General features: G+C 66.6%; 12 protein-coding genes. 5 read left to right on the top strand and 7 right to left on the bottom strand.

All coding sequences use genetic code 11. The features are described from left to right. Nucleotides 1-20: 20 nt before the first annotated feature. The 4 genes from NOV74_RS05565 to NOV74_RS05550 form a co-directional block, all read right to left on the bottom strand. Nucleotides 21-2,771 (bottom strand): serine/threonine-protein kinase, encoded by a 2,751-nt coding sequence (locus NOV74_RS05565; RefSeq protein WP_257309996.1) that lies wholly within the window; start codon nucleotides 2,769-2,771, stop codon nucleotides 21-23. A 48-nt stretch (nucleotides 2,772-2,819) separates the two neighbouring features. Continuing rightward, nucleotides 2,820-5,390, bottom strand: coding sequence for a response regulator (locus NOV74_RS05560; RefSeq protein WP_257309995.1), 2,571 nt, complete (start codon nucleotides 5,388-5,390; stop codon nucleotides 2,820-2,822). 85 nt (nucleotides 5,391-5,475) lie between these two features. Continuing rightward, on the bottom strand, nucleotides 5,476-6,792 hold the full coding sequence (gene xseA / locus NOV74_RS05555; RefSeq protein ID WP_257309993.1) for an exodeoxyribonuclease VII large subunit: 1,317 nt from the start codon (nucleotides 6,790-6,792) through the stop codon (nucleotides 5,476-5,478). Then, on the bottom strand, nucleotides 6,789-7,574 hold the full coding sequence (locus NOV74_RS05550) for a transporter family protein (RefSeq protein ID WP_257309992.1): 786 nt from the start codon (nucleotides 7,572-7,574) through the stop codon (nucleotides 6,789-6,791). Before NOV74_RS05550 ends, xseA begins: the two co-directional genes overlap by 4 nt. 123 nt (nucleotides 7,575-7,697) lie before the next feature. Here NOV74_RS05550 and NOV74_RS05545 point away from each other — a divergent pair, with 123 nt between their 5' ends. From NOV74_RS05545 to NOV74_RS05525, 5 genes are all read left to right on the top strand, one after another. Then, on the top strand, nucleotides 7,698-11,036 hold the full coding sequence (locus NOV74_RS05545; protein WP_257309991.1) for a S41 family peptidase: 3,339 nt from the start codon (nucleotides 7,698-7,700) through the stop codon (nucleotides 11,034-11,036). A gap of 28 nt (nucleotides 11,037-11,064) precedes the next feature. After that, on the top strand, nucleotides 11,065-11,736 hold the full coding sequence (locus NOV74_RS05540) for an IS1595 family transposase (RefSeq protein ID WP_257309989.1): 672 nt from the start codon (nucleotides 11,065-11,067) through the stop codon (nucleotides 11,734-11,736). A gap of 201 nt (nucleotides 11,737-11,937) precedes the next feature. Then, entirely contained in the window at nucleotides 11,938-13,563 is a 1,626-nt protein-coding gene (locus NOV74_RS05535) for an L-lactate permease (protein WP_257309987.1), read from the top strand. A gap of 149 nt (nucleotides 13,564-13,712) precedes the next feature. Further along, the gene (locus NOV74_RS05530) at nucleotides 13,713-14,858 is read left to right on the top strand and encodes a glycerate kinase (RefSeq protein ID WP_257309986.1); all 1,146 of its coding nucleotides are present in this window, start codon (nucleotides 13,713-13,715) and stop codon (nucleotides 14,856-14,858) included. A gap of 71 nt (nucleotides 14,859-14,929) precedes the next feature. After that, nucleotides 14,930-16,804 (top strand): aldolase/citrate lyase/malate synthase family protein, encoded by a 1,875-nt coding sequence (locus tag NOV74_RS05525; protein WP_257309985.1) that lies wholly within the window; start codon nucleotides 14,930-14,932, stop codon nucleotides 16,802-16,804. Between the two features lie 76 nt (nucleotides 16,805-16,880). On the opposite strand, the gene NOV74_RS05520 is transcribed toward NOV74_RS05525, so the two are convergent. The 3 genes from NOV74_RS05520 to NOV74_RS05510 all read right to left on the bottom strand — a co-directional run bounded on the left by NOV74_RS05520 (nucleotide 16,881) and on the right by NOV74_RS05510 (nucleotide 22,311). Beyond that, entirely contained in the window at nucleotides 16,881-17,888 is a 1,008-nt protein-coding gene (locus tag NOV74_RS05520; RefSeq protein WP_257309983.1) for an alpha/beta hydrolase, read from the bottom strand. Nucleotides 17,889-18,075: 187 nt separating this feature from the next. Next, nucleotides 18,076-20,886, bottom strand: a complete 2,811-nt coding sequence (locus tag NOV74_RS05515; protein ID WP_257309982.1) for a M20/M25/M40 family metallo-hydrolase — start codon at nucleotides 20,884-20,886, stop codon at nucleotides 18,076-18,078. Between the two features lie 114 nt (nucleotides 20,887-21,000). Further along, nucleotides 21,001-22,311 (bottom strand): aminotransferase class I/II-fold pyridoxal phosphate-dependent enzyme, encoded by a 1,311-nt coding sequence (locus NOV74_RS05510; protein WP_257309981.1) that lies wholly within the window; start codon nucleotides 22,309-22,311, stop codon nucleotides 21,001-21,003. Nucleotides 22,312-22,368 lie beyond the last annotated feature (57 nt).

Below are 22,368 nucleotides of genomic sequence, written 5' to 3'. Positions count from 1 at the left end.
GAGCCTCTCTCCGTGTCGATCTAGCGCAAGGCTTCCTTCAGCTCGCGGATGAGCTCCGGGGCCTGGATGCGGGCACTGTCGAGGGATTTGCCGAAGAGGGCCTTGGCCTCGTCCGGCCGGCCTTCGCTCCGGGCCAGCCAGGCCTGGGCACGGAGGATGTAGGGCGTCTCCTCGGTGGAGAGGGTGCGGCTCCGGTCGAGCAGCGCGCGGGCCATGCCGCGCCGACCTTCGCGGGCCATGCATTCCGCCTCGGCCGCCAGACAGTGCGTCTCCATGAGCGTGTCTCCGAGCTCCTGGTGGAGGACGAGGGACTGCCGGTAGAACATGCGGGCCGCTTCGTAGTGGCCGGCGTCACGGTTGACCTCGCCCAGGTTGTAGAGGGCCGTGGCTTCCATGGGGCGGAGCTGGGTCTTCCGGGCCTGGTCGAGGCACTGGCGCTCCAGCCCCTCGGCGCGGTCCAGTTCGCCCCGCGCCTGGGCGACGCTAGCCAGGCCCATGAGGGAGTAGACCAGGCCATTGGCGTCACCGATGGTTTCGCGCAGGGACATTGCCTGGCGGAAGAAGCTTTCGGCCCGGTCCAGGCCACCGTCCTGGGCCAGGGCCAGATCCCCCAGATTGTTGGTGATGAAAGATTCGCCCCAGCGATCGCCGTAGGCCTGCACGATCTGGAGGGCACTCTGGTAGCGGGCCTCCGCCTCCTTGAGGTGGCCGCGTTCCTTCTCGATCACCGCCAGGTTGTTGAACGACCGGGTGGCGTTCAGCTTGTCGCCCAGACGCTGGTACCTGGCCAGGGCCTTCTGGTACTCGGCTTCCGCCTCGGCGGGTTTGTGCTGGCGCTGGAAGTTCACGCCGAGGGTGGCATGGATCCCTGCCTCGAAGGAGGCGTCCCCGAGGAGGTGAGCCAGCTCCAGAGCCTCGCGGCCGGTTCGGTCCGAGGCCTCCCACTGCCCACGATCTCCTTGCCGCACAGACAGGTAATGGAGGGCCTTCATCTCGCTGACCCGGTCGCCCTGGGCGCGAGCGGACCAGCGGGCCCACTGGAACACAGGTTCGGGGGGCATATCAGCCAGGCGACTGAGGCACCGGGCGTAGCCGATGATCGCCGGGGCGAAATCCGGGGCCTTCAACGCCGCGGCCTGGAACGCCGGGGCAGCCTCCTTGAAGTCCCCCCGGTCCATGAGGTCCGCGCCATGGACATAGGCTTCCAGGGCCTCCGGGGCCACCGGCAACATCCCCTTGGGCTGGGAGATCAGGGGATCCACGGCCTTGATCAGATTGGCCGCCACCTTGCGGGCCAGGGGCAGGGAGACGGCCACCCGGCCGCTGGCTTCCCGCGTTTCCCCGCTGTGGCGGAGCTTCCCGGAGGCGTCCCTGAGTTCGTAGGCCAGGACGACCGAGTCGCCTCCGCCCCGGGAGAGGGTGCCACGCAGCACCAGCTGGGCGCCCAGGGCAGCGATCAGGCGGGCCTGGTCCTCCGGCGGGATTGGACCCCGGGGCGTCAGCCGCAGGGCCACTCGGCCCCGGGCCAGACTGTCGGCATCCACCGGGGTGAGCTTGGCCTGGCCGCCCAGGGAAGCCTCGATCATTTGGGGCAGTACCAGCTGGGTGAGAGGTTCCAGGTGGATGTCACCGGTGGCGTTCGTGAAGGGGAGGATTGCCAGTCGGGCGGGCCGTTCGCGAGTCAGGTCGGGGATGATCCCCCGGGAACTGAACCAGTTTGCGCCCACCGCCAGAACCAGGGCGCCCATCGCCGAAGCTCCGGCCCAGCGCAGGGCACTGCGGGGTCGCAGCAGATGGTCGAGTCGACGGCCCACCTGGGCTGCGGTGGGCCGCTTGAAGGGATGGGCCTCCAGCATGGACAGCAGGAGCTCCGAGGCCCCCGACGGCAGGCCACGGACCTTGAGATCCCGGCGGCTGCCCTGCACGATGGCCAGCATCCGCGCCCGCCCTTCGCCGGGGAAGGGGTGCTCGCCCGCGAGCAGTTCCCACGCCACGATGCCGAGGGAGAACACATCACTGGAAGACCCCGCCGCTTGGCCCTGGATCTGCTCCGGTGAGGCATAGCTCGGGCTCCCCATGAAGGTCCCAGCCTGGGTGATCCGCTCCCAGGCCTGGGGGGCGGAGGGTTCCTCGGCGCTGTCTTCTGCCTTCGCCCGGCCAGCCTTCTCCAGGGCTTGCAGCGTGGCCAGGGTTGGCACGCCCGAGGGGGTGACGCGGGTGTCGCCCGGGCCCGAAGGGTCCACCAGCCGCGCCAAGCCGAAGTCGAGAACCTTCACCTGGAGTTTCCGGCTGCCCGGGGTCTGGGCCACCATGATGTTGCCGGGCTTCAGATCGCGGTGGATCAACCCCTTCGCGTGGGCCGCCTCAAGCGCATGCGCCACGGCGCTGACCACCTGGAGCTTCTCGCGCACGGTGAGGTCCGGGGCCGCCTGATCCAGGGTCCGCCCCTCCAGGAGTTCCATGGCGATGTAGGTGCCGCTGGGGTTTTCCATCCAGTCATGCACTTGGCAGACGTTCGGGTGGTTGAGCTGGGCCAGGGCCAAGGCCTCTCGGCGGAAGCGCTCTGGCGCGGTGGCCTCGCGGTCCGCCCCAGCCCGCAGGGCCTTGAGGGCCACGCTGCGTTCCAGGGTGGGATCCCAGGCCTGGTAGACCTCGCCCATGCCGCCGGTGCCGAGCAGGGCCTCCACCCGGAATCGCCCCACCTGCGTGCCCGGGGCCAGGATCCGCCTCCGGGAAGAGGGCGCGGACTCGGCATTGGTTTCATTGGACATTTGGGCACCGGCGATTTTTTTTACCTTACTACCACGCGGTGCGGATTGTCACATGTCTTTGGGGCCTTTCCCCACTGCGCCCAGCACGGTCTGCTCCAGGCTGCGCAGGGTGTAGGGCTTCTGCAGGAAGGCGCTTAGGCCGCGGCCCATGAAGTCCTTGATGGATTCCTGCTCGCTATAGCCGCTGCTGAGAATCACCGGGAGCTGGGGGAGGATGCGGCGGATCTCCTGGAAAGCCTCCCGACCGTCCATGTGCGGCATGGTGAGGTCCATGAGCACCACGTCCACTTCGTCGCCCTGGTGGGCGAGGACGTCCAGGGCCTCGACACCGTTCCCAGCCATGATGACGGTGAGGCCAAGCATTTCCAGGGCGGCCGCCGCCGCTTCGCGGATCATCGCCTCGTCGTCCACGAGCAGCACCGTGACCTTCCCGGAGGGCGCGGAGATGGGGGCTGGCACGGGCGCGGCCTCGCCAGGGACCGCACTGGCGGGGAAGAGCAATTTGAAGGTGGTACCAAGGCCCGCTTCGCTGTAGATCCGAAGCCCAGCGTGGTGGCCATGGAGGATGCCCACCGTGGCCGACAAGCCCAGGCCGCGGCCGGAGCGCTTGGTGGTGAAGAAGGGCTCGAAGATGCGGGCCTGGATCTCCGGCGTCATGCCGCAGCCGGTGTCGCTCACCTCCAGAGTCACGTAGGCGCCTGGTGCCAGGTCCTGACCATGGAAGACCTGGTCGAGGTAGGCGCGGTCCACTTCGAGGCTGCTGGTGGTCAGGCGGATGGTGCCTTCGGCCTCCCCGATGGCGTCCGCCGCATTGGTGACCAGGTTCATGATCACCTGCTGGATCTGGGCCGCGTCGGCCTCCACCATGGGCAGCACTGGTGACAGCTGGAACCGGAGGGCGATCTTCTTGGGGATGGAGACCTCAAGCAGGTGGGTGACTTCCTGCACCACGTGATTCAGGTCGTAGGGGCGCACCACGAAGCGGCCCTTGCCGGAATAGGCGAGCATCTGGCGGGTGAGATCCGCCGCCCGGTGGATGATCTGCTCCAGGCTGTCCAGGTGGGGCAGGGCCGGAGATTCGGGGGCCAGCTTCAGCTGCGCCACGTTCATGTGCCCCAACATGGCGGTGAGCAGGTTGTTGAAGTCATGGGCGATGCCGCCCGCGAGGACGCCCAGGCTCTCCAGCTTCTGCGCGTGCTGCATCTGCCGTTCGAGCAGGAGCCGGGCCTCCTCCGCATCGCGCCGCTCCAGTTCCGCGGCCGCCCGGGTGGAGAAGATTCTCAGCAGCGAGGCCACCTCCGAAGGGGAGGCCGGGGAAGCGCGATGGAGTACCACCAGCACCCCGAGGACCCGGCCATGGGAATTGATGAGGGGCGCGCCGATGTAGCTGTCCGCACTCTGGTCGCGGAGCATCCCGCAGGTGGGGAAGCTCTCCTGGACCTGGTTGGCGAACACGCAGACCTCGCCGCGGAGGGCCCGCTCGCACGGTGTTCCGGCCTGATCGTACTCGAAATTCTCCACGGGAACACCCCTTGAGAGAACTGACAGGGTGCGGATCCGCCCCGCGTCGCCCGCGCTGAAACACTCTCCGATGAAGGCCACATCGGCTTCCGTGGCCTGGGCCAAGTGCTTGACCAGTTCGTGGAGGAAGGATTCCCCCGTAGCGGCCGAGAGGCCGTTGACCATGTGGAGGATCTGCTCTGCCACCCGCTTCCGTTCCGCCAACTCTCGTTCGAGGCCCCGGTTCAACTCCCGGATTTCCGCCGTGGCCTTCCCCACCTTGCGCCGGAAGCCGAACGCCACAGCGATGGATAGGGCCAGTGCCGCGAGGATGCCCAGGCCCGTCCGCCAAGCCCAGAGGGGCAACCCCGCCTTTGATTGGGGGGACAGCCAGCGGTTGATGGCTCGGTGGTACCCGGAGTCGGGCCGGCTGCGCCCGTCGCGGAGATAGGCATCCAGGGCCGCCAGCAGATCGCCGTTCTGCCCCTCTTTGGTGGCGAAATGATGGTCGAAAGGGCTGAAGACCACCGGCGTGCGCTCCACGCTGTACATGGATTCCTGGGAGAAGCCGAAGATGTTGGAAGTCACGCCCCCGTCGGCGCGCCCATCGGCCACGGCCTGGAGCACATCCGAGAAGCCGCTGTACTCGGTGAAGGAGACGGGAAGGTTGAACTGGGTGCAGAGCGCCCGGAAATGCTCACCGTTGATGTCCCCCCGCATGAGCGCTATGCGGCGGTTGCGGACGTCCAGCACGGTGGTGATGCCGGAGCCGGGATGGGTGTACAGCATGCTCCACACTGTGAACGAGGGTTCCTGCCCGTAGTCCAGGTAGCGGTCGCGCTCCGGCGTGTAGGCCACGCAGGTGAGCAGGTCCACGTCGCCGGACTGGGCCCGGTCGAGGCTTTCCTGCCAGGTGCCGGGGACGAAGCGCAGGTCCCAGCCCTCCTTGGCCGCCACCTCCCGGAGCATGTCCACGTAGAAGCCATAGGGCTGCCCCTGCCGATCCATGAAGATGGCCGGAACATTGGGGAACACCGCCACCTTGACCACCCGCCGCGGAGCTGCGGCCAAGCCGAAGGCCCAGAAGAGAGCCATCAGGGCGATCGCCAGGCGTTTCATGAATGGTGGTTGTAAAAAATGTATTTTTGGCATAGACCTGCCTATAGCTCCATCGTCACAAACCACCGGCACCTGAACTTTGCCACTATTCCAGCCGGGCCTTCCGCTCCCCGTCACGCCATCGAAGGCGCAGGGTGGCACCGGCAGGCTGCGCCAACGCGGCGGTGACGGGGTGCCCTTCGGCATCCAGGGCGAGCACGAAACCCCGTTGCAGGGGACCGGCCGGATCGAGGCCACGCAGTCGCTCCACGAGCACGGCCAGGCGCTGATCCCGCTGTTGGAGGCCCCGCAGGAGCGCCGGCGCCAGGGCGCGCTGGGCCTCGCGTACCCGTGGCTGGTCCAGCTCGCCGGCGGCGCGGCTGGCGGCCTGCCCCAGGCGCTGGCGCAGCAGGGCGAGCCGCCCCCCCACGGCGTCCAGGCCGCGGCTTGGATGGGCCAGGGCCAGGCGCTGACCCAGTGCGAGCAACCGTGTCCCGGGTGCGGCCAGCGGTTCCGCCCGCTGCAGGCCGTGATCCGTGAGCAGATTGAGCGTCGTCTCAAGGCCCCGCAGACGCCAGGCCGTCTTGGCCGTCAGGGCTTCCACGCGCCGCCGCAGCTCTGCGCCCAGGGCCACGCGATCCGGCGTGGCCAGCTCCGCGGCCTGGCTGGGCGTGGCGGCGCGGCGATCCGCGGCCAGATCCACCAGGGTGGTGTCGATCTCGTGGCCCACGCCGGTGATGACGGGGATCCGACAGTCGACCACGGCCCGCACCAACTCCGGATCGTTGAAGGCCCAGAGATCCTCCAGGCTCCCGCCGCCCCGCACCAGCAGCAGGGCCTCGCAGCCCCAGTGGGCATCCTGGAGTTCCTGGATGGCGAGGAGCGTCTCCGGCACGCAGCGCTCGCCCTGGGCCGCCGCGGGCGCGATCAGCAGGTGGATGCCCGGGGCGCGACGGGCGGTCACCTCCAGCACATCGCGCAGGGCCGCACCGCCCAGGGCCGCCACGACGCCGAGTCTTTTGGGAAAGCGGGGCAGGGGGCGCTTGGGCCGGTCGAAGAGGCCCTGGGCGCGGAGGTCGGCCTCCAGCGCCCGCAGCCGCGCCTGCAGGTCGCCCACCCCCGCGGGTTCGCAGTGCGTCACGGCCAGCGTGATCGTCCCGCCCGCCACATAAAGATTGAGACTCCCCTTGAGCACCACCCGCTGACCGTCCGCCGGCTTGTGCTGGAGGAATCGCTGTTGCCCCGCCCACACCGCGCAGGAGAGCGCCGCGCCTTCTTCTTTCAGCGTGAAGTACCAATGCCTGCCCGAGCCCCGGAAGTTCGAGACCTCGCCCACCACGCACACCGCCGCGAACGGCGGCTCCAGCCGGGCCTTGACTTGCTCCAGCAGGCGCTTGACGGAAAGAGGCGCCGATTCACTCATGGCTTGCGGAAGCGTCCCAGACCCACCGTGAGCCCTGTGAAGACGGTGTATCGGGGTGCCCCATGGGTCAGCCCCACATCCACACCCGCATCCAGCACCAGCCGCTTCGACACCTTGTAGGCTAGAGCCCAAAGATTGGAGGCGATGCGTGCATTCATCGGGGTGGCCTGGAGGGCGTACAGCTCGCCGGTGATGGACCAGGTGTCGTTAAGGTTGCGGGTGACGGAAACGGTGCCTGCGGTTTGAGTCGCGCGGCCCCCGCCCATATCAGGAGTGAGCCCGATCCAGGACTCCAGCAGGTTCACATCGATGTGGTAAGGCCCCGCATCCCGGCTGAACAACAGCGTAAGGGTGTCGCTTGGCGCGCCATTGCCGAGGCCCTGCGCCGATGGTGCCGTGGGGAAGGTGTGGGCCATCTGGATGGCCTGATCCATGCCGAACAGGCCAGCGTGGAGGTAGCACCACTGAACGCCCAGGTTGAAGTCACCCAACCCCGAGGTTGCAGGTGCGCCCGCGGGTTCCAGTGTCAGGTAGCCCGGAGAAGCAAGGCGAAGCTCCAGATCCTTCGCCAGGCCCAATTTAAGGAGGGTGGGCGTTCCGAAGCTGGGGCCATCTTCACGGAACGCGCTCCGCTGGAGACCCCATTCCAACTCCGCCACGCCTGATTGCGTGGTGAGGGCTGGGTTGGCAAAGGTCGGCCGGTTGGGATTCACCTCAATGGGAGGCTCCTCCGCCCGCAGAAGGCCGGAGAGCACGAGGCAGAGGGCCAATGGGATGCGCATGGCCATTCAGGCTAACGGATCGGGGTCGGCCGAGCCATGGGGTTGAGGGTTTTGATGGTAGCGGCGCGTCTACCTCGTAATACAATGGCGAATCATTCAATCCTTCCCATCGAGGTGGTTCCCATGCCTGGACGCACCCTTCTCTTCCGCTCCCTGATCCTTGCGTTCGCCTGCATCGGCGTGGCGCAGGCCCAGACGAAGCTGCTGCGTTTCCCGGACATCCACGGGGACAAGGTGGTGTTCACCCACGGCGGCGACCTCTGGAGCGCCCCGGCCACGGGCGGCACGGCCACGCGGCTGACGGCGCATCCGGGTCTGGAGGTGTTCGCGAAGTTCAGCCCTGACGGCAAGTGGATCGCCTTCACGGGCCAGTACGACGGCGACGAGCAGGTCTACGTCATGCCCAGCGAAGGCGGCGTCCCGCGCCAGCTCACCTTCGACCCGGCGGCGGGCCCACTGCCACCCCGGGGCGGCTACGACCACCAGGTGGTGGGCTGGACGCCGGACGGAAGCAGCGTGCTGTTCCGCGCCGGCAGCGACGCCGACGGCGTGCTGAGCCGCACGGCCCTCTACACCGTGAGCCTCAAGGGCGGCCTGCCCACCCGGCTGCCCATGCCTACGGCCGGGCCGGGCGCCTACTCGCCGGACGGCACGCGCATCGCCTACGCGCCCATGTTCCGCGACTTCCGCCACTGGAAGCGCTACCAGGGCGGCTGGGCCCAGGACCTCTATGTCTTCGACTTCGCCTCGAAGCAGCAGAAGAAGATCGCCGCCAGCCCGCGCACCGAGCGGGATCCCATGTGGATCGGCGACCAGGTGTACTTCGCCTCGGACCGCGACGGCACCCTCAACCTGTTCTCGGTGGACCCCGCCACGGACGCGGTGAGGCAGCTCACCTTCCAGAAGACCTGGGACGTGCGCTGGCCCTCCAGCGACCGCCAGGCCCGCATCGTCTACGAGCTCAACGGCGAGCTGCACGTGTTCCACGTGAAGGACGGCCGCGACCAGGGCCTCGCCATCACCGTGCCCACGGACGGCGGCGCCTCGCGGCCCGCACGCATCAGCGTGGAGAAGAACATCGAGGGCTTCGCACTGTCGCCCAAGGGCGAGCGCGCCCTCTTCGTGGCCCGGGGCGATGTGTTCACCGTGCCCATCGAGAAGGGCCCCGTGCGCAACCTCACCAACACCTCCGGCGCCCACGACCGCCTGGCCCGCTGGTCGCCGGACGGCAAGAGCATCGCCTTCATCTCCGACCTGAGCGGCGAGGACCAGGTCTACCTCGTGGCCCAGGATGGCAAGGGGAAGCCGGAAGCCCTCACCAGCGGCCTGGTGGGCCAGCTCAACGGCCTCGCGTGGGCGCCGGACGGCAAGCACCTGGCCTTCACGGACAAGGACGGCGTGGTCTACGTGCTGGGTATCCAGGACCGCAAGCTCGCGAAGGCCGCCAAGGACATCTTCGCCCGGGTGGGCGACCTGGCCTGGTCGCCGGACGGCCAGTTCCTGGCCTTCTCCCTGGCCAACCTGAACGGCACACGCAGCCTCCACGCCTGGGGCCTGGCGGACCAGCAGCTCCACCGCCTCACGGGCGAGCTGTTCACAGTGGCCGATCCCGCCTGGGATCCCGAGGGCAAGTACCTCTACACCCTCAGCCGCCGGGACTACGCGCCCCAGATCAGCAACCTGGAGTTCGATTTTGCCGGCAACCGCAACACCGACATCGTGGCCTACACCCTGACAAAGGCGGTGCCTCATCCCTTCCCGCCGGAAAGCGACGAGGTGGGGGCGGCGCCGGAGAAGGCCACCCCTGAGAAGGCTGGGCCGGAGAAGAAGGAGGAAGGCGGCAAGAAGCCTGAGGCCTCCAAAGCCCCCGTCGCCGTGCGCATCGACTTCGTCGGCTTCGAGCAGCGCGGTGTGCGCGTGCCGGTGCCCGCGGACAACCTGGGCGGCCTGGAGGCCGTGAAGGGGTTCCTGCTCTACAGCAAGGCCGAACCCTTCGTGTACGGCGAGACCAATGGCCGCCGGCCCGGCGGCGGCGCCCTGTGGATCTTCGACCTGAAGAAGCGCCAGGAGAGCGAGCTGATGGCGGGCGTGCAGGGCTGGGTGCTGAGCCAGGACGGAAGCAAGGTCCTGGCCCGGGCCGGGCAGGGGCCCGCGGCCTCGTACCAGCTCATGGACGCCAAGCCCAAGGCCACGGAGAAGAAGACGGTTTTCACGAAGGCCCTCTACGTGGACCGCATCCCCGCGGAGGAGTGGCGCGAGGTCTACGACGAGACCTGGCGGCGGTTCCGCGACTTCTTCTACGTGAAGAACATGCATGGCTACGACTGGAAGGCCCTGCGCGAGCAGTACCGTCCCTGGCTCCAGCACGTGACCCACCGCTCGGACCTCACCTACGTGCTCACGGAGCTCATCTCCGAGCTGAACATCGGCCACACCTACACCGACGGCGGCGACCAGTTCCTGCCCGAGCGTGCCAAGGTGGGCCTCCCCGGCGCCCGCTTCGAGCTGGATGCCGCCGCGGGCCGCTACCGGCTGGCCCGCATCTACCGCGGTCACAACGAGGAGCCCAAGTACCGCAGCCCGCTGACGGAACCCGGCGTGGACGCCCGGGAAGGCGACTACATCCTGGCCATCGACGGTGTGGATCTGAAGGCCGACGACAGCCCCTACCGCCTGCTGCGGAACAAGACCTTCCCCGTGACGCTGACCCTGAACGCCAAGCCCAGCCTCGAGGGCGCGCGGCAGGTCACCTACAACCCCATCCAGAGCGACGCCAACCTGCGCTACCTGGATTTCGTGCTGCGTTCGAAGGAGACCGTGGACAAGCTCAGCGGCGGCAAGGTGGGCTACCTCCACATCCCCGACATGGGCGGGCCCGGCCTGTACGAGTTCATCAAGTGGTACTACCCGCAGATCCGCAAGGAGGGGCTCATCGTGGATGTCCGCGCCAACGGCGGCGGCAACATCAGCCAGATGATCCTGGAGCGCCTGGGCAAGAAGCTGCTGGGAACGCGCTTCGGCTACGCGGGCGAGCACCCCTCCACGTACCCGTCCACCGTGTTCCACGGCCCCATGGTGGCGCTCGTGAGCGAGACCAGCGCCAGTGACGGCGACATCTTCCCCTACCACTTCCGCTTCGCAGGGCTCGGACCCCTCATCGGCAAGCGCACCTGGGGCGGCGTCGTGGGCGGCGGCAGCACGCCGCTGATCGACGGTGGCAGCGTCTTCGTCCCGCAGTCCGGCACCAACGCCCCCACCGGCGAGTGGATCATCGAGGGCCAGGGCGTGACGCCGGACATCGAGGTGGAGAACGATCCCGCCTCCCTGCTGGCGGGCCACGACCGCCAGCTGGAACGGGGCGTGCAGGAGGTGCTGAAGCGCATGGCGGAAACGCCCATGCACCTGCCCAAGCGGCCGGCGGATCCCGTGAAAACCAAGGGTCTTAGGAAGCAAACAGGATAGGTGAGAGCATGGAAGCCGCGCCGATCCTATGGAAAACAAGTACTACACCCGTTCAAAGATTTCCGAGGCGAAATTCCGCCACCTCGTGAGGTGCTTTGCGCTCGATCTGACGGCGACGGAGACGGCCGTGATGACGGGGATCAGTTTGCGTTCCGTGAACGCGATCTACCTCCGCATCCGTGGACGCATGGCTGAGGCCTGCGAGCGCCAGTCGCCCTTCTCCGGCCAGGTGGAAATCGACGAGTCCTATTTCGGGCCTCATCGGGTCCGTGGAAAACGAGGCCGAGGTGCCGGAGGCAAGACCATCGTCTTCGGCATCCTGAAGCGCGGAGGTCAGGTGTTCACCCAGGTGGTTCCCAATTGCAGCAAAGCCGCACTGCTGGGGGTCATCCGAGGTCACGTGAAGCGGAAAACCACCATTCACAGCGACGGTTGGAAGGCTTACGACGGTCTCGTGGATATGGGCTACCAGAAGCATCACCGGGTCAACCACGGCGCCAATGAATTCGCCCGGGGGAAGAGCCACATTAATGGCATCGAGTCCTTCTGGAGCTACGCCAAGCGCCGCCTCGCCCGATTCAATGGCATCTCCAAGGCGACCTTCCACCTCCACCTCAAGGAATGCGAGTTCCGCTTCAATTGCCGCCATGAGGATCTCTACCAGACCCTCCTCAACCTGCTACGCTCTCATCCGCTTTGACCCTGTTTGCTTCCTAAGACCCAAACCAAATAGGTCTGGTGGTCTAACCGCCGCGATTTGCGCCGATAAAATCCACTCTGGAAGATGTTGCCACAAGGGCCGGGATCTGACCGAATCCGGCCCTTGTGGCGCAAATGTGTTTTTGGCTTGGTGGTCAGACCGTCGCGCGGTACTGTTCTGCAACCGATTCGGAGGTCGATAATGTTTTTAAGCATCCTTGCAGCCACGCTGCCCCTCATCGTTCTGCTCATCGGCATCCCGCTGTTGATGAAACCCGCGGCGAAGGTGGCACCCATCGCCCTGCTGGTGACGGTGCTCGCGGCCATCCTCGTGTTCCACTTTCCGGCGAAGGTGACGGTGCTGGCAGCTTTCCAGGGCGGTCTCACCGGCCTCTTCCCCATCATGTACATCCCCTTCGGCGCGCTGGTGGTCTACAACGTTCTGAAGGCCACGGGCTGGATGGACAAGATGCAGGGCGCCATGGCGAACCTCACGGTGGACCGCCGCGCGCAGGCCCTGCTCATCGCCTTCGGCTTTGGCGCCTTCCTGGAAGGCATCTGCGGCTTTGGCGCCCCGGTGGCCATTCCCGCCAGCATCCTCATCGGCCTGGGCTACAACCCGATGATGGCCGCCCTGGTGTGCCTGGTGGCCAACACGGGTCCCGTGCCCTTCGGTTCCCTCGCCATCCCCACCGTGACGCTCGCCAAGACCACGGGCCTGGACGTGATGAAGCTCTCCCAGATGACGGGCCGCTTCATGGCGCCTCTGGCGCTGATCATGGCCTTCGCCACGGTCTACGCCATGTCCAAGTCCAAGGGCCTGAAGGGCGCCCTGGGCACGATCCTGGTCTCGGGCCTCAGCTTCTCCATCACCCAGTTCCTCGTCTCCAACTTCATCGGCGCGGACCTCACCTCCGTGCTGGCGGGCCTGGTCTGCCTCGTGGCCACGGCCCTCTACCTGAACTTCCAGAAGCACGCTCAGCCCTGGCTCTTCGAGGGCGAAGCCCCGGCCACCGAGGAACGGCGCGAGTTCCATTTCAAGGAACTGTTCCTCTCCTGGCTGCCCTACCTGCTGCTGGCCGTGCTCGTCATCGCCGTGAACCTGCCCAGCACCAAGCCGCTCTTCGACGGCAGCGCACCCGGCTGGAAGTGGGTGCTTCTCAAGGCCCAGATCTACAACCCCGGCAAGCTCTACGCGTTCACCTGGCTCCAGAGCCCCGGCACGATCATGCTCATCGCCGGCCTCATCGCCTTCCCCTTCATGGGCATCAGTTACGGTGTGATGGGCGAGCAGTTCGGCAAGACCTTCAAGCAGATGATCCCCTCCTTCATCGCGGTGGCCAGCATCCTCGCCATCGCCGAAGTGATGAACATGGCTCTGCCCATCATCGATCCCAAGACCAAGCTGGCGGTGGTCGGCGATCTCGCCACCAAGCAGATCTCCATGGTGGCCACCATGGCCAACGGCATCGTGGCCCTGGTCAGCCGGAACGTATATCCGTTCCTCAGCCCACTCTTCGGCACCCTCGGCGTGTTCCTCACGGGCAGTAACACTTCGGCCAACGCCCTCTTCGGCAACCTGCAGAAGCTCACCGCCAACGGCATGGGCCTGTCCGACATCCTCATGGCCTCGGCGGGCAGCGCGGGCGCCTCCGCGGGCAAGATGATCTCGCCCCAGAGCATCGTCATCGCCGCCACCGCCGTGGGCCTGGCCGGCAAGGAAGGCCTGATCATGCGCCAGACCATCAAGTACACGATCCCCTACGTGATCCTGCTGGGCCTCATGGTCTTCGGCTTCGCGTTCATGTTCCCGGGACTCGTGCCGTAAGGAATTGAAAAGAAGTGGACAGGATTAACAGGATGAAAGGCTGGATGAACAGGATTCAAGAACGGTCGGCTTTTGAATCCTGTTCATCCTTCTTTCCAATCCTGTTCATCCTGTCCCAGCCTTTCGTCTTTCTAGGGAGGGTGCGACCCATGCGCATCATCGTGGCTCCGGATTCCTTCAAGGGCAGTGTGTCGGCCCTCGGTGTGGCGGAGGCCATGGCGCGGGGCATCCATGCGGTGTTTCCGGCGGCGGAAGTGCTCAAGGTGCCCATTGCCGATGGCGGCGAGGGCACGGTGGAGGCCTTGGTGGCCGCCACGGGCGGACGCCTCATGCACACGGAGGTGCGTGATCCCCTGGGCGAATCTGTGCGCGCCCACTGGGGCATCTCCGGTGACGGCACCACCGCCTTCATCGAGATGGCCTCGGCCTCGGGCCTGCCCCTGGTGCCCAAGGAACGCCGCGATCCGCGCATCACCAGCACCTTCGGGACCGGCGAGCTGATGAAGGCGGCCCTCGAGGCGGGCCTGCGGAAGCTCGTCATCGGCATCGGCGGCAGCGCCACCAATGACGGCGGCACGGGTATGGCCCGGGCCCTGGGCGTGCGCTTCCTGGATGCGGAAGGCCGCGACCTGCACGAAGGCGGCGCCGCCCTGGCGCGCCTGGCCCGCATCGATCTGTCCGGACTGGATCTGCGCCTCGCCCAGGCCAGCGTCCTGGTCGCCTGCGACGTGGACAATCCCCTCTGCGGTCCGCGGGGCGCCTCCGCCGTCTACGGCCCTCAGAAAGGTGCCACGCCGGAGATGGTGCAGGAACTAGATGCCGCCCTTGGTGTCTTCGCCAGTGTGGCCACCGCCGCTACCGGCCGCGACATCGCCTTGCTCCCTGGTGCCGGCGCTGCCGGGGGCCTCGGGGCGGGCCTGCTGTTCTTCACGCCGGCCAGCCTGCGGCCCGGCGTCTCCATTGTGCTGGAGACCACGGGCTTCGAGGCCCTGGTCCAGGGCGCGGACCTGCTCATCACCGGCGAAGGCCGCACGGATCTCCAGACCGCCATGGGGAAGGCACCCGTGGGCGTGGCGGCGGTGGCCAAGCGCCATGGCGTACCCGTCATCTGCATCGCCGGGGGCCTGGGCGATGGCGCCGACGAGGTGCTGCGCCATGGCATCGACGCCCTGGCCACCACCGTCCCCCAGCCCATGAGCCTCGAAGACTGCATGGGCCAGGGCGCCGCCCTGGTGGAGGCCGCCGCCGCCCGGGCCTGCCGCCTGGTGAAGGTGGGCATGGCGCTGCGCGGTTGACGCCAGGTAGCCCCTTGCCGTCGGGGGAACATCTGCAATTGTCTATACACACTTTCGACCTGGAGCGCCCCATGACCACGACCCTCGAGTTCCGAGACGCCGTCCTGTCCAGCTATCCGGATGTCTACACGCCGGAGGCGATCCGCGCCCTGGAGGCCCTGGCTCCCCTGGACGACCGCCGTCGGGAGCGCATGGCTGCGCGCCTGGCTCTGCGGAAGCGCCGGGCCGAAGCGGGTGAGCGCATCGGCTTCCTGGATCCCACGGTCCTGATCCCAGGCAAGTCCTTCACCGTCGCCGACGCCCGCGCCGGGAACTTCGACGGGGCCGTGATCCCGCCGGACCTCCAGCGCCAGTGGATCCAGGGCACGGGTCCGGCCACCAAGCCGCGCTCGGATGTCCGCTCTGGCATTCGCAACGTCGCCTATGCCCTGCTCTCCGGCGCGGACGGCTGGATGTTCGACGGCGAGGACGCCCTGGGCCAGGTGGACACCATGTCACTCGACAACCACCGCAACCTCAAGCTGGCCATCGCCCGGGATCCGCTCTTCCTGGAAGTGGCCGAGGAAGTCAGCCGCGAGATGAACCAGTGGGCGATAGGGTTCTTCGGCCACCCGATCATCGAGGACTGGCGCAAGCAGCTGGACTTCACCACCGTGATCTTCCGTGTGCGAGGCCTGCACCTGGAGGACCGCCACATCCGGCGGAACGGCCACGGCTTCTCCGCCTCCATCGCCGACATGGTGCTCTACGTGGTGAACAACCACGAGCGCCTCCGGGCCTTAGGCCGCAGCCTCGTCCTCTACCTGCCCAAGACCCAGACCGCCGAGGATGCGGCCCTCTTCAACGCCATGCTGGTGGCCCTGGAGGAGCACCTGGGCCTCGCCGTGGGCACCATCAAGGCCTACGTGCTGGTGGAGCAGCTGGAGCAGTGCTTCCAGCTCATGGAGATCCGCGCCGCCCTGTCCCCCCACTTCGTAGGCTTCAACACGGGCCGCTGGGACTACATCAACAGCGTCTCGGACGCCCTGGCCTGGGACAAGGCCTTCGTGAACCCGGACATCAGCGCCATCACCATGACCTACGGCTACATGCGCACCTACGAGGACCGCGTGCGCCGGGCCATGAACACGCCGGACCGGAACGGCCGCTTCGCCCTCTGGCAGGGCGGCATGGAGCCCAACATCCCCGTGGGCAGCGAGACTGGCGTCACCGCCAGCATGAAGCGCGCCGTGGCCGGCGCCGAGCGCGAGCAGCGCGAGGGCGCCTCGGGCAAGTGGGTGGCCCACTGGAAGATGGTGCACATCGTGCGCCCCGTGTGGGAGCGCGTAGGCCAGGCCAATCAGATGGGGCGCGCCTTTCCGGCCCTGGCCTACGGGCCCGAGGATGCCGCCGGCCTGATGCAGCTAGAGCCCGCACCCCGCACCATCGCGGGGGCCCGGGACCTGCTCTCCGTGGCCCTCCAGTACGGCAACGCCTTCCTGCGCGGCTTCCAGGCGGCGGCGCTCAAGCCCGCGGACTTCTTCGGCAACGATGATGTGCTCTACCTCATGGAGGACATGGCCACGGGCGAGATCCGCCTCTCCATCCTCTGGGAGTGGCTGCACAAGGGCGCGGCCTTCACAGAGGCCGATGCCGCCACCGGCACGGCCGTGGGCGACCGGCTGACCCCCGCCCTCTTCGCGCGCCTGGTGGACGAGGAGTACGCCAAGCTCCGCAAGGCCAGCAATCGCGACGTCCACGACGACTCCAAGGACACCACGCTGCCTGTGGCCCGGGCTATCGTCCAGGCCTACGTCAACAGCCCCGTGAAGGCCCCCTGGTACGTGGATCTCCTCAACCTGAACCTGGGCCTGGAGGACCTGGCCGAGGCCGAGCAGCGCATCGCCCGGTTCTTCGAGACCTTCAAGAAGGACGGGACTCGGATGACGGAGAACCTGGATTTCTGAGGGAAGAGCGGAGACAGGATTAACAGGATGAAAGGCAGGATTAACAGGATTAAAATCTAATGGGCAATAGGTCGAATTACTTCGACGGTGGATTTTCTGCCAGATTCTGCTTGAACCAATCGTGGACAACCACATCTATGGGTTGAAGTCGAATGGCCAACGAAATGTGGTCCTCTCCCGGAAGAATGAGTAAACGGCTTCCGATCGGGGAACCAGCACTCAGCCGTTGGCTATGATCAGGGGGAACCATTTTATCGTCTGCCCCGTGAATGAATAGGATCGGACCTTTGACGGCCATCGCGGCCTTCGGTACATCCACCTCGGCCCATTTGAATCCTGCTTCTCCGGGTGCTCCCTGGATGGCTTGTTGGATCGTGCTCTCGGGCACCCACCAGAGCAGTCGTCTGAATGGAGGGAACTGTTGGACCATGGTTCCAATGGCTGACTGGGGGTCTGCAAACGGCTCAATAGCAACAACAGTCGCGATTCGGGGATCGGCGCCGGCCCACTGGATGGCCACACTGGCTCCCAGCGACACCCCGATCACTCCGACTTTACCCGGCACCAGTCGACGTGCAATTAAAGCATCCAGGACAGACCGCATGTCCTCTACCTCGAATGCGCCAAAGCCGACCCATTTCCCTGATGACCCTCCATGTCCCCTGAGATCCACCATCACACAGCGAAATCCCTGCTGGGCCAGGGAGACAGCCCAATGAAGCATCTGCTCCTTTTGCAGTCCGAACCCGTGGAGGAGGATCACAGTGCCCTTTGGCTCGACTATGAATACTTCGGGTTTCTTAAAGGACATCTGAACCTCAGCCACGAACGCATTCTCCGATTTCTGCTGAGAATCGTTGTAGACCAAGTGCCAGTCTCCAGGCTCAACTACCGTTGCTTTCAGTAGGATCTCAGGAGTGCGGGCGGTCACCGACACAGCCGTGAAGACATCGGTCGTGGCACCAAACTTGAGAGACGGTGTCGACTGAAGATTCGGGGCTCTGACCAACCGACGGGCCAAGATGGTATGCGTGCAACCTGTGCATACCAGGGTGAACATCATAAGCAGGAGGTGATGTTTCATGACCTAATCGTAACCAGGGACTCCGGCTCGACAGTCCGGGTCTAGGCTTGCACCGTCCCTTCTTTCGTTATCGTTATCAGAGCCACCAGACACCCATTTTCCTCTAAGCACCTGTCCAACCCGGACACTGATGTAATCGGCTCCTCTGACTAATAGCAGTCCCTTGCCCTCATCCTGTTAATCCTGTCTACGCTTTCCGCAGTTTCGCCGCGAAGGCATCCAGGGCGCGGTAGTAGGGATCGATGCTGGGGATATAGTGGCGCTCGCCGGCGGCGTGAGGGCCGATGCCGGTCTGGCCCCAGACCACGCCCTGGCCCTTCGGCGCGAAGCGGGCGGAAGTGCCAGCCCCTTTGCGTCCGATACGGATGTCGCCACCCGCAGCTTCGATGCCCCCCAGCAGGGCCTTGAGATAGGGATTCTCCGGGTCGCAGGCCACGCCGGGTTCCCAGGCTGCGGGCACGAATTCCAGCTCCCGTTCCGCAGCCATGGCTTCGATGGCGGCGCGCAGGCTCGAGATGTCGTCCTGGGGGATGGGCCGGAGTTCCACGCCCAGGGCGCCGCGGTCTGGCGTGATGTTGTAGACCCCAGGGGTGCCCACCTGGATGTAGGCGAAGCGGGCCAGGGACTGCCAGCCGTCCGAGGCCTTGAGGGTGAGGCGCTTCGCGAACATCTCGCGCAGGGCCTCGCGGGCGCCCAACAGGCGCTCGGTGAGATCGCTGCCTCCCGCCAGGCCGCTGTGGCCGCGGGTGCCCTTGGCCACCAGCTCGAAGCGGAGGACGCCGCGGTTCTGGGTGCAAACTTCGCCCCACAGTTCTGTGCCCTTCTCGCCGGTACGCTCGCCGGCTACGAAGAAGGACGGTTCATAGCCCGCTTCCTCCTTGAGCACCTTCAGGACGTGGGGCGTGCCCATGGGCTCGAGCTCGCCATTCTCCTCGTTGCCGAGCATGAGGAGGCTCACGGGCGGGTAGGGAGCCCCCTTCTTGAGGGTGTCCTTCATCCACACCAGGTAAGTGGAGAGCACGGTCTTCATGTCCGCCGCACCGCGGCCCCAGAGGTAGTCGCCCTCGATTTTCGGCTCGAACTGACTGTCGTCGGGCTCGGGCTCGACCACGTCGAAGTGGCCGCAGAGCATGACCGGGGCCTGCTCGCCGCCAGGGAAGTGGGCCAGCACGGCGGGGAAGGTGGCCTGATCGAAGTAGCGGACGGGCACGCCGTGGTTGCGCAGGTAGTCGTAGATGAAGGTGGCCGCCCGGTGGATCTCGGGCATGCGTTCCTCGGGGCAGGCGGTGACGCTGGGGATGCGGATCAGCCGCTGGGAGACAGACAACACTTCCGCGGTCTTGGTCACGAACCCTGATTCCACCAGCTTTTCGGGCTGGGGCCGGAACCGCACGGGGGCCTGGGGATCCAGATGCACCTCGTCCCGGGCGTGCTCCACGAAGTCCTGGAGCTTGTTCTGCTCTGCGCCGAGGTCCGCCAGGTGGCCGGTGACGGTCTCCACTTCCTCGCGGACCTGGGCCTTCCGCGCTTCCGCCAGCTCGACGAGGAGGGCGGGCGGAACGATGTCCGAGGTGCCGAGTTTGGCCTTCAGCTTCTGGCGCATCTTCTCGGCGGTGCTGGGCGCGCCTTCGACCATCTCCTGCAGCGGCTGGAGATCCTCCCAGAAACCAAGCGCCTCGGCCAGCGGCCGCAGCTGGTTGAGCGTCCAGGCCAGGAAGACGCGCATGGCCACGGGCTTGGCGGTGAGGGGATCCTCGATGACGGCATTCAGGCCTTCCTTGGCCGCCAGTTCCTCGTTGCGGCGGGCCCTGGTGATGTCCTCGGCGTCATAGCGGAACCCGCGGGCGAAGTCGGGATCGGCATAGAAGCGGAGCAGCAGCAGGTGCTTAAGGGTGAGGTTGGCGACATCGAGGGCCAGCTCGTGGCCGGGATCGTCGGTGCGCACTTCCACGCGGGCCATGGGCAGGTCGATGCGGGCGAAGAGGTTCTGCCGCTCGATCTGCGCGGCCATGTCCTCCACGTTCCGGGTTTCTCCGGCGGCGAAGAGGCCTCGGGCGTAGATGTCATGCAGCTGGTCGCTGGTGACCTGGATGAGGCGCTCCACGGGCTCGACCTGGGAGCGGGCGCGCACGGGGATCCAATTGTTGTTGCCGAAGCGCACGCCGCGGCGCACCAGATCGTAGGACAGGCGCAGGTAGTCGGCGTGGCTGCGGTTCAGATCCGGCACGTCCAGGGCGGGTGGGTTCGGGAAGGTGAGGTTCCGCACCGATTCATAGGGCGTGAGCCGGACGACGGGCTTGCCGTCCTCCTCCGAGGCCTGGAGCGGTGTGCTGGCGCTGGTGGCGATGAAGAGCGCCGCGAAGGCCCGCATGAGCCGCGTGCTGGTGATGTAGACCTTGTTCTTGTAGGCGTCCAGATGGTTGTCACCACGCTGCGCGTCGGGCAGGTGCATGAAGTCCCAGGCCAGCATGGGTTCGGGCAGGCTCAGGTTGGAGTGGGTACCGGCGGTGGCCAGCTCGGTGCCGTAGATCTCGACGCAGCGCTGCAGGTAGCGTCGCTTGGCCAGGTGCCAGGACATGGGCACGCAGTCGGGCCCGATCTCTGGCAGCACGAGCAGATTGCCGTGCCAGTAGTGCAGGGGTTCCCCGAAGGCGCGACCCGCCTTGTGGAGGGCGTTGATGAGGGCGGCCTCCAGCAGGCGGCCTTCGTACACCGCGCCCTTGGGCGTGTGGTAGGGCCGCGTGACCCACTCGATCATCCAGTGGAAGACTTCCAGCTGGTGGTACTCCTCCGTCCAGGGGGCCAGCACCTTGGTCCGCAGGTGGTCCACGAACGACATGCGATCCGGCCCCGTGCCCACGGTGAGCAACGGGCGGAACTGCGGGTCCACCAGGTTCCATTCCAGCTCCAACCCGCAGAGGCCGCCCGAGGGTCGGGTCTCCAGCGCCGTCTGGCGTGCCAGCTGGAACTTCTCGACGAAGGCGTTCAAGTCGAACACGGGTGCTCCGGATCAATCGGCTAAAGAAAAACTCATCACCACCGAGGCACCAAGAACTGAACAAGCCTTTTTCTTCTTTTCTTGGTGCCTTGGTGTCTTGGTGGTGAATCTTTTTCAACTCTGAAGGGACTTGAGCGCCGCCACGAGCCGCTCGGCGGCACCCTGGGTGCGTTCGACGGGGGTGGCGTAGGAGAAGCGGATCCACTCGGCGCCGTAGGGGCTGAAGAACGCGCCCGGAACGACGGCCACGCCGTGCTCTTCGGCCAGATACTGGCCCATGGGCTCGGAATCGGCCCAGCCTTTGGCCGCGAAGGAATCCGCCACCTTGATGAAGGCGTAGTAGCCCTGGCCGATGATGTGGGTGAGCTTCTGCTCCTTCAGGTAGCCGCGCAGCCAGGCGCGGCTGGTGCGGGTGGGGCTTGCGATGGGGGCGCTGGCGGTGGCGAAGCCCTTCTCATAGGCGGCCATGGCCACGGCCAGGCTGAAGAAGGAGGGGATCACGGTGTGCGAGGCCTGGGCCACGATGACCTTGACCACCTCCGCGTCCGCCAGCAGATGGCAGTTGCGGATGTTGGAGCCGCCGAGGCTCTTGGTGAGGCCGTCGAGCACCATCAGATGCTTGCGCAACGCGGGCTCGAAGGCGCGCAGGAGGACATTCACATCGTAGGGCTCGCCATCACCCACCGCGTGGTACATCCAGTCGAAGAGGACATAGGCCACGCCGGCTTCCAACGCGGTGCGGGCCAGGGCGATCTGGCGCTCCAGCGTGAGGGTCTGGCCCGTGGGATTGTCGGGGCTGGTGATGACGAGGCCCGCGATCTTGCGGTTCGACTTCGCGGCTTCCGTGACGCAGGCGCGGATGCCGTCCTCGGAGTAGGCCCAGCCTTCCTCGGCCCGGCCCGGAGCCCACATCACGTTGGCGCCGATGCCGTAGGGCCCCCAGTTGTAGCTGATCCAGGGCACGCGACTGACCACGACCACATCGCCCTGGCGGCCGTGGCCCAGGGCCAGCATGGCTTGGTAGGCCTTCTGCAGGCCGTCGCGGCCGCCCTGGGTACCGATGACATTGGCCGTGCCCCAGCCCGTGTCCGGCGCCAGCTTCCAGTAGGTTTCCGCCACGCTCTTGCGGTACGCCTCGGTGCCGAAGGGCATGTCGTAGGCGGTGCCATGCTGCTTCTGCAGCTCGAAGGCCCGATCCAGCAGCGCCTCGGGCACGCCCGGGAGCGAGGCCCCGCCGTCACCTTGGCTGGCGTCGAAGACCGGGACGCCTGGCTGCTTCTCCTGGAACACCTTCAGGGACTTGTTGATGAGGAACATGCGGGAGGCGGGAATCGGCGCCAGGCGTTTCAGATGGTCGCTCACCGGGACGAGGTTGGCCTCAGGCACGGCAAAGGCGGGCGTTTCAGGGGAGAGAAGGGCAGCCATGGATCCTCCCGATACGAAAATGTCGCCCCTGCGGCAACCCGGGGGCGACAAGCATTG

Source organism: Geothrix fuzhouensis (assembly GCF_024609325.1).
In the GTDB taxonomy this organism is placed as follows: domain Bacteria; phylum Acidobacteriota; class Holophagae; order Holophagales; family Holophagaceae; genus Geothrix; species Geothrix fuzhouensis.
The sequence above is the reverse complement of the archived record's forward strand: the minus strand, read 5'-3'. Positions and strand labels throughout refer to the sequence as shown.

Excerpts from the sequence above, each read along its gene's own strand:
- NOV74_RS05565 (WP_257309996.1), bottom strand. The coding sequence starts at position 2,771 with ATGTCCAATGAAACCAATGCCGAGTCCGCGCCCTCTTCCCGGAGGCGG.
- NOV74_RS05560 (WP_257309995.1), bottom strand. The coding sequence starts at position 5,390 with ATGAAACGCCTGGCGATCGCCCTGATGGCTCTCTTCTGGGCCTTCGGC.
- xseA (WP_257309993.1), bottom strand. The coding sequence starts at position 6,792 with ATGAGTGAATCGGCGCCTCTTTCCGTCAAGCGCCTGCTGGAGCAAGTC.
- NOV74_RS05550 (WP_257309992.1), bottom strand. The coding sequence starts at position 7,574 with ATGCGCATCCCATTGGCCCTCTGCCTCGTGCTCTCCGGCCTTCTGCGG.
- NOV74_RS05545 (WP_257309991.1), top strand. The coding sequence starts at position 7,698 with ATGCCTGGACGCACCCTTCTCTTCCGCTCCCTGATCCTTGCGTTCGCC.
- NOV74_RS05540 (WP_257309989.1), top strand. The coding sequence starts at position 11,065 with ATGGAAAACAAGTACTACACCCGTTCAAAGATTTCCGAGGCGAAATTC.
- NOV74_RS05535 (WP_257309987.1), top strand. The coding sequence starts at position 11,938 with ATGTTTTTAAGCATCCTTGCAGCCACGCTGCCCCTCATCGTTCTGCTC.
- NOV74_RS05530 (WP_257309986.1), top strand. The coding sequence starts at position 13,713 with ATGCGCATCATCGTGGCTCCGGATTCCTTCAAGGGCAGTGTGTCGGCC.
- NOV74_RS05525 (WP_257309985.1), top strand. The coding sequence starts at position 14,930 with ATGACCACGACCCTCGAGTTCCGAGACGCCGTCCTGTCCAGCTATCCG.
- NOV74_RS05520 (WP_257309983.1), bottom strand. The coding sequence starts at position 17,888 with ATGAAACATCACCTCCTGCTTATGATGTTCACCCTGGTATGCACAGGT.
- NOV74_RS05510 (WP_257309981.1), bottom strand. The coding sequence starts at position 22,311 with ATGGCTGCCCTTCTCTCCCCTGAAACGCCCGCCTTTGCCGTGCCTGAG.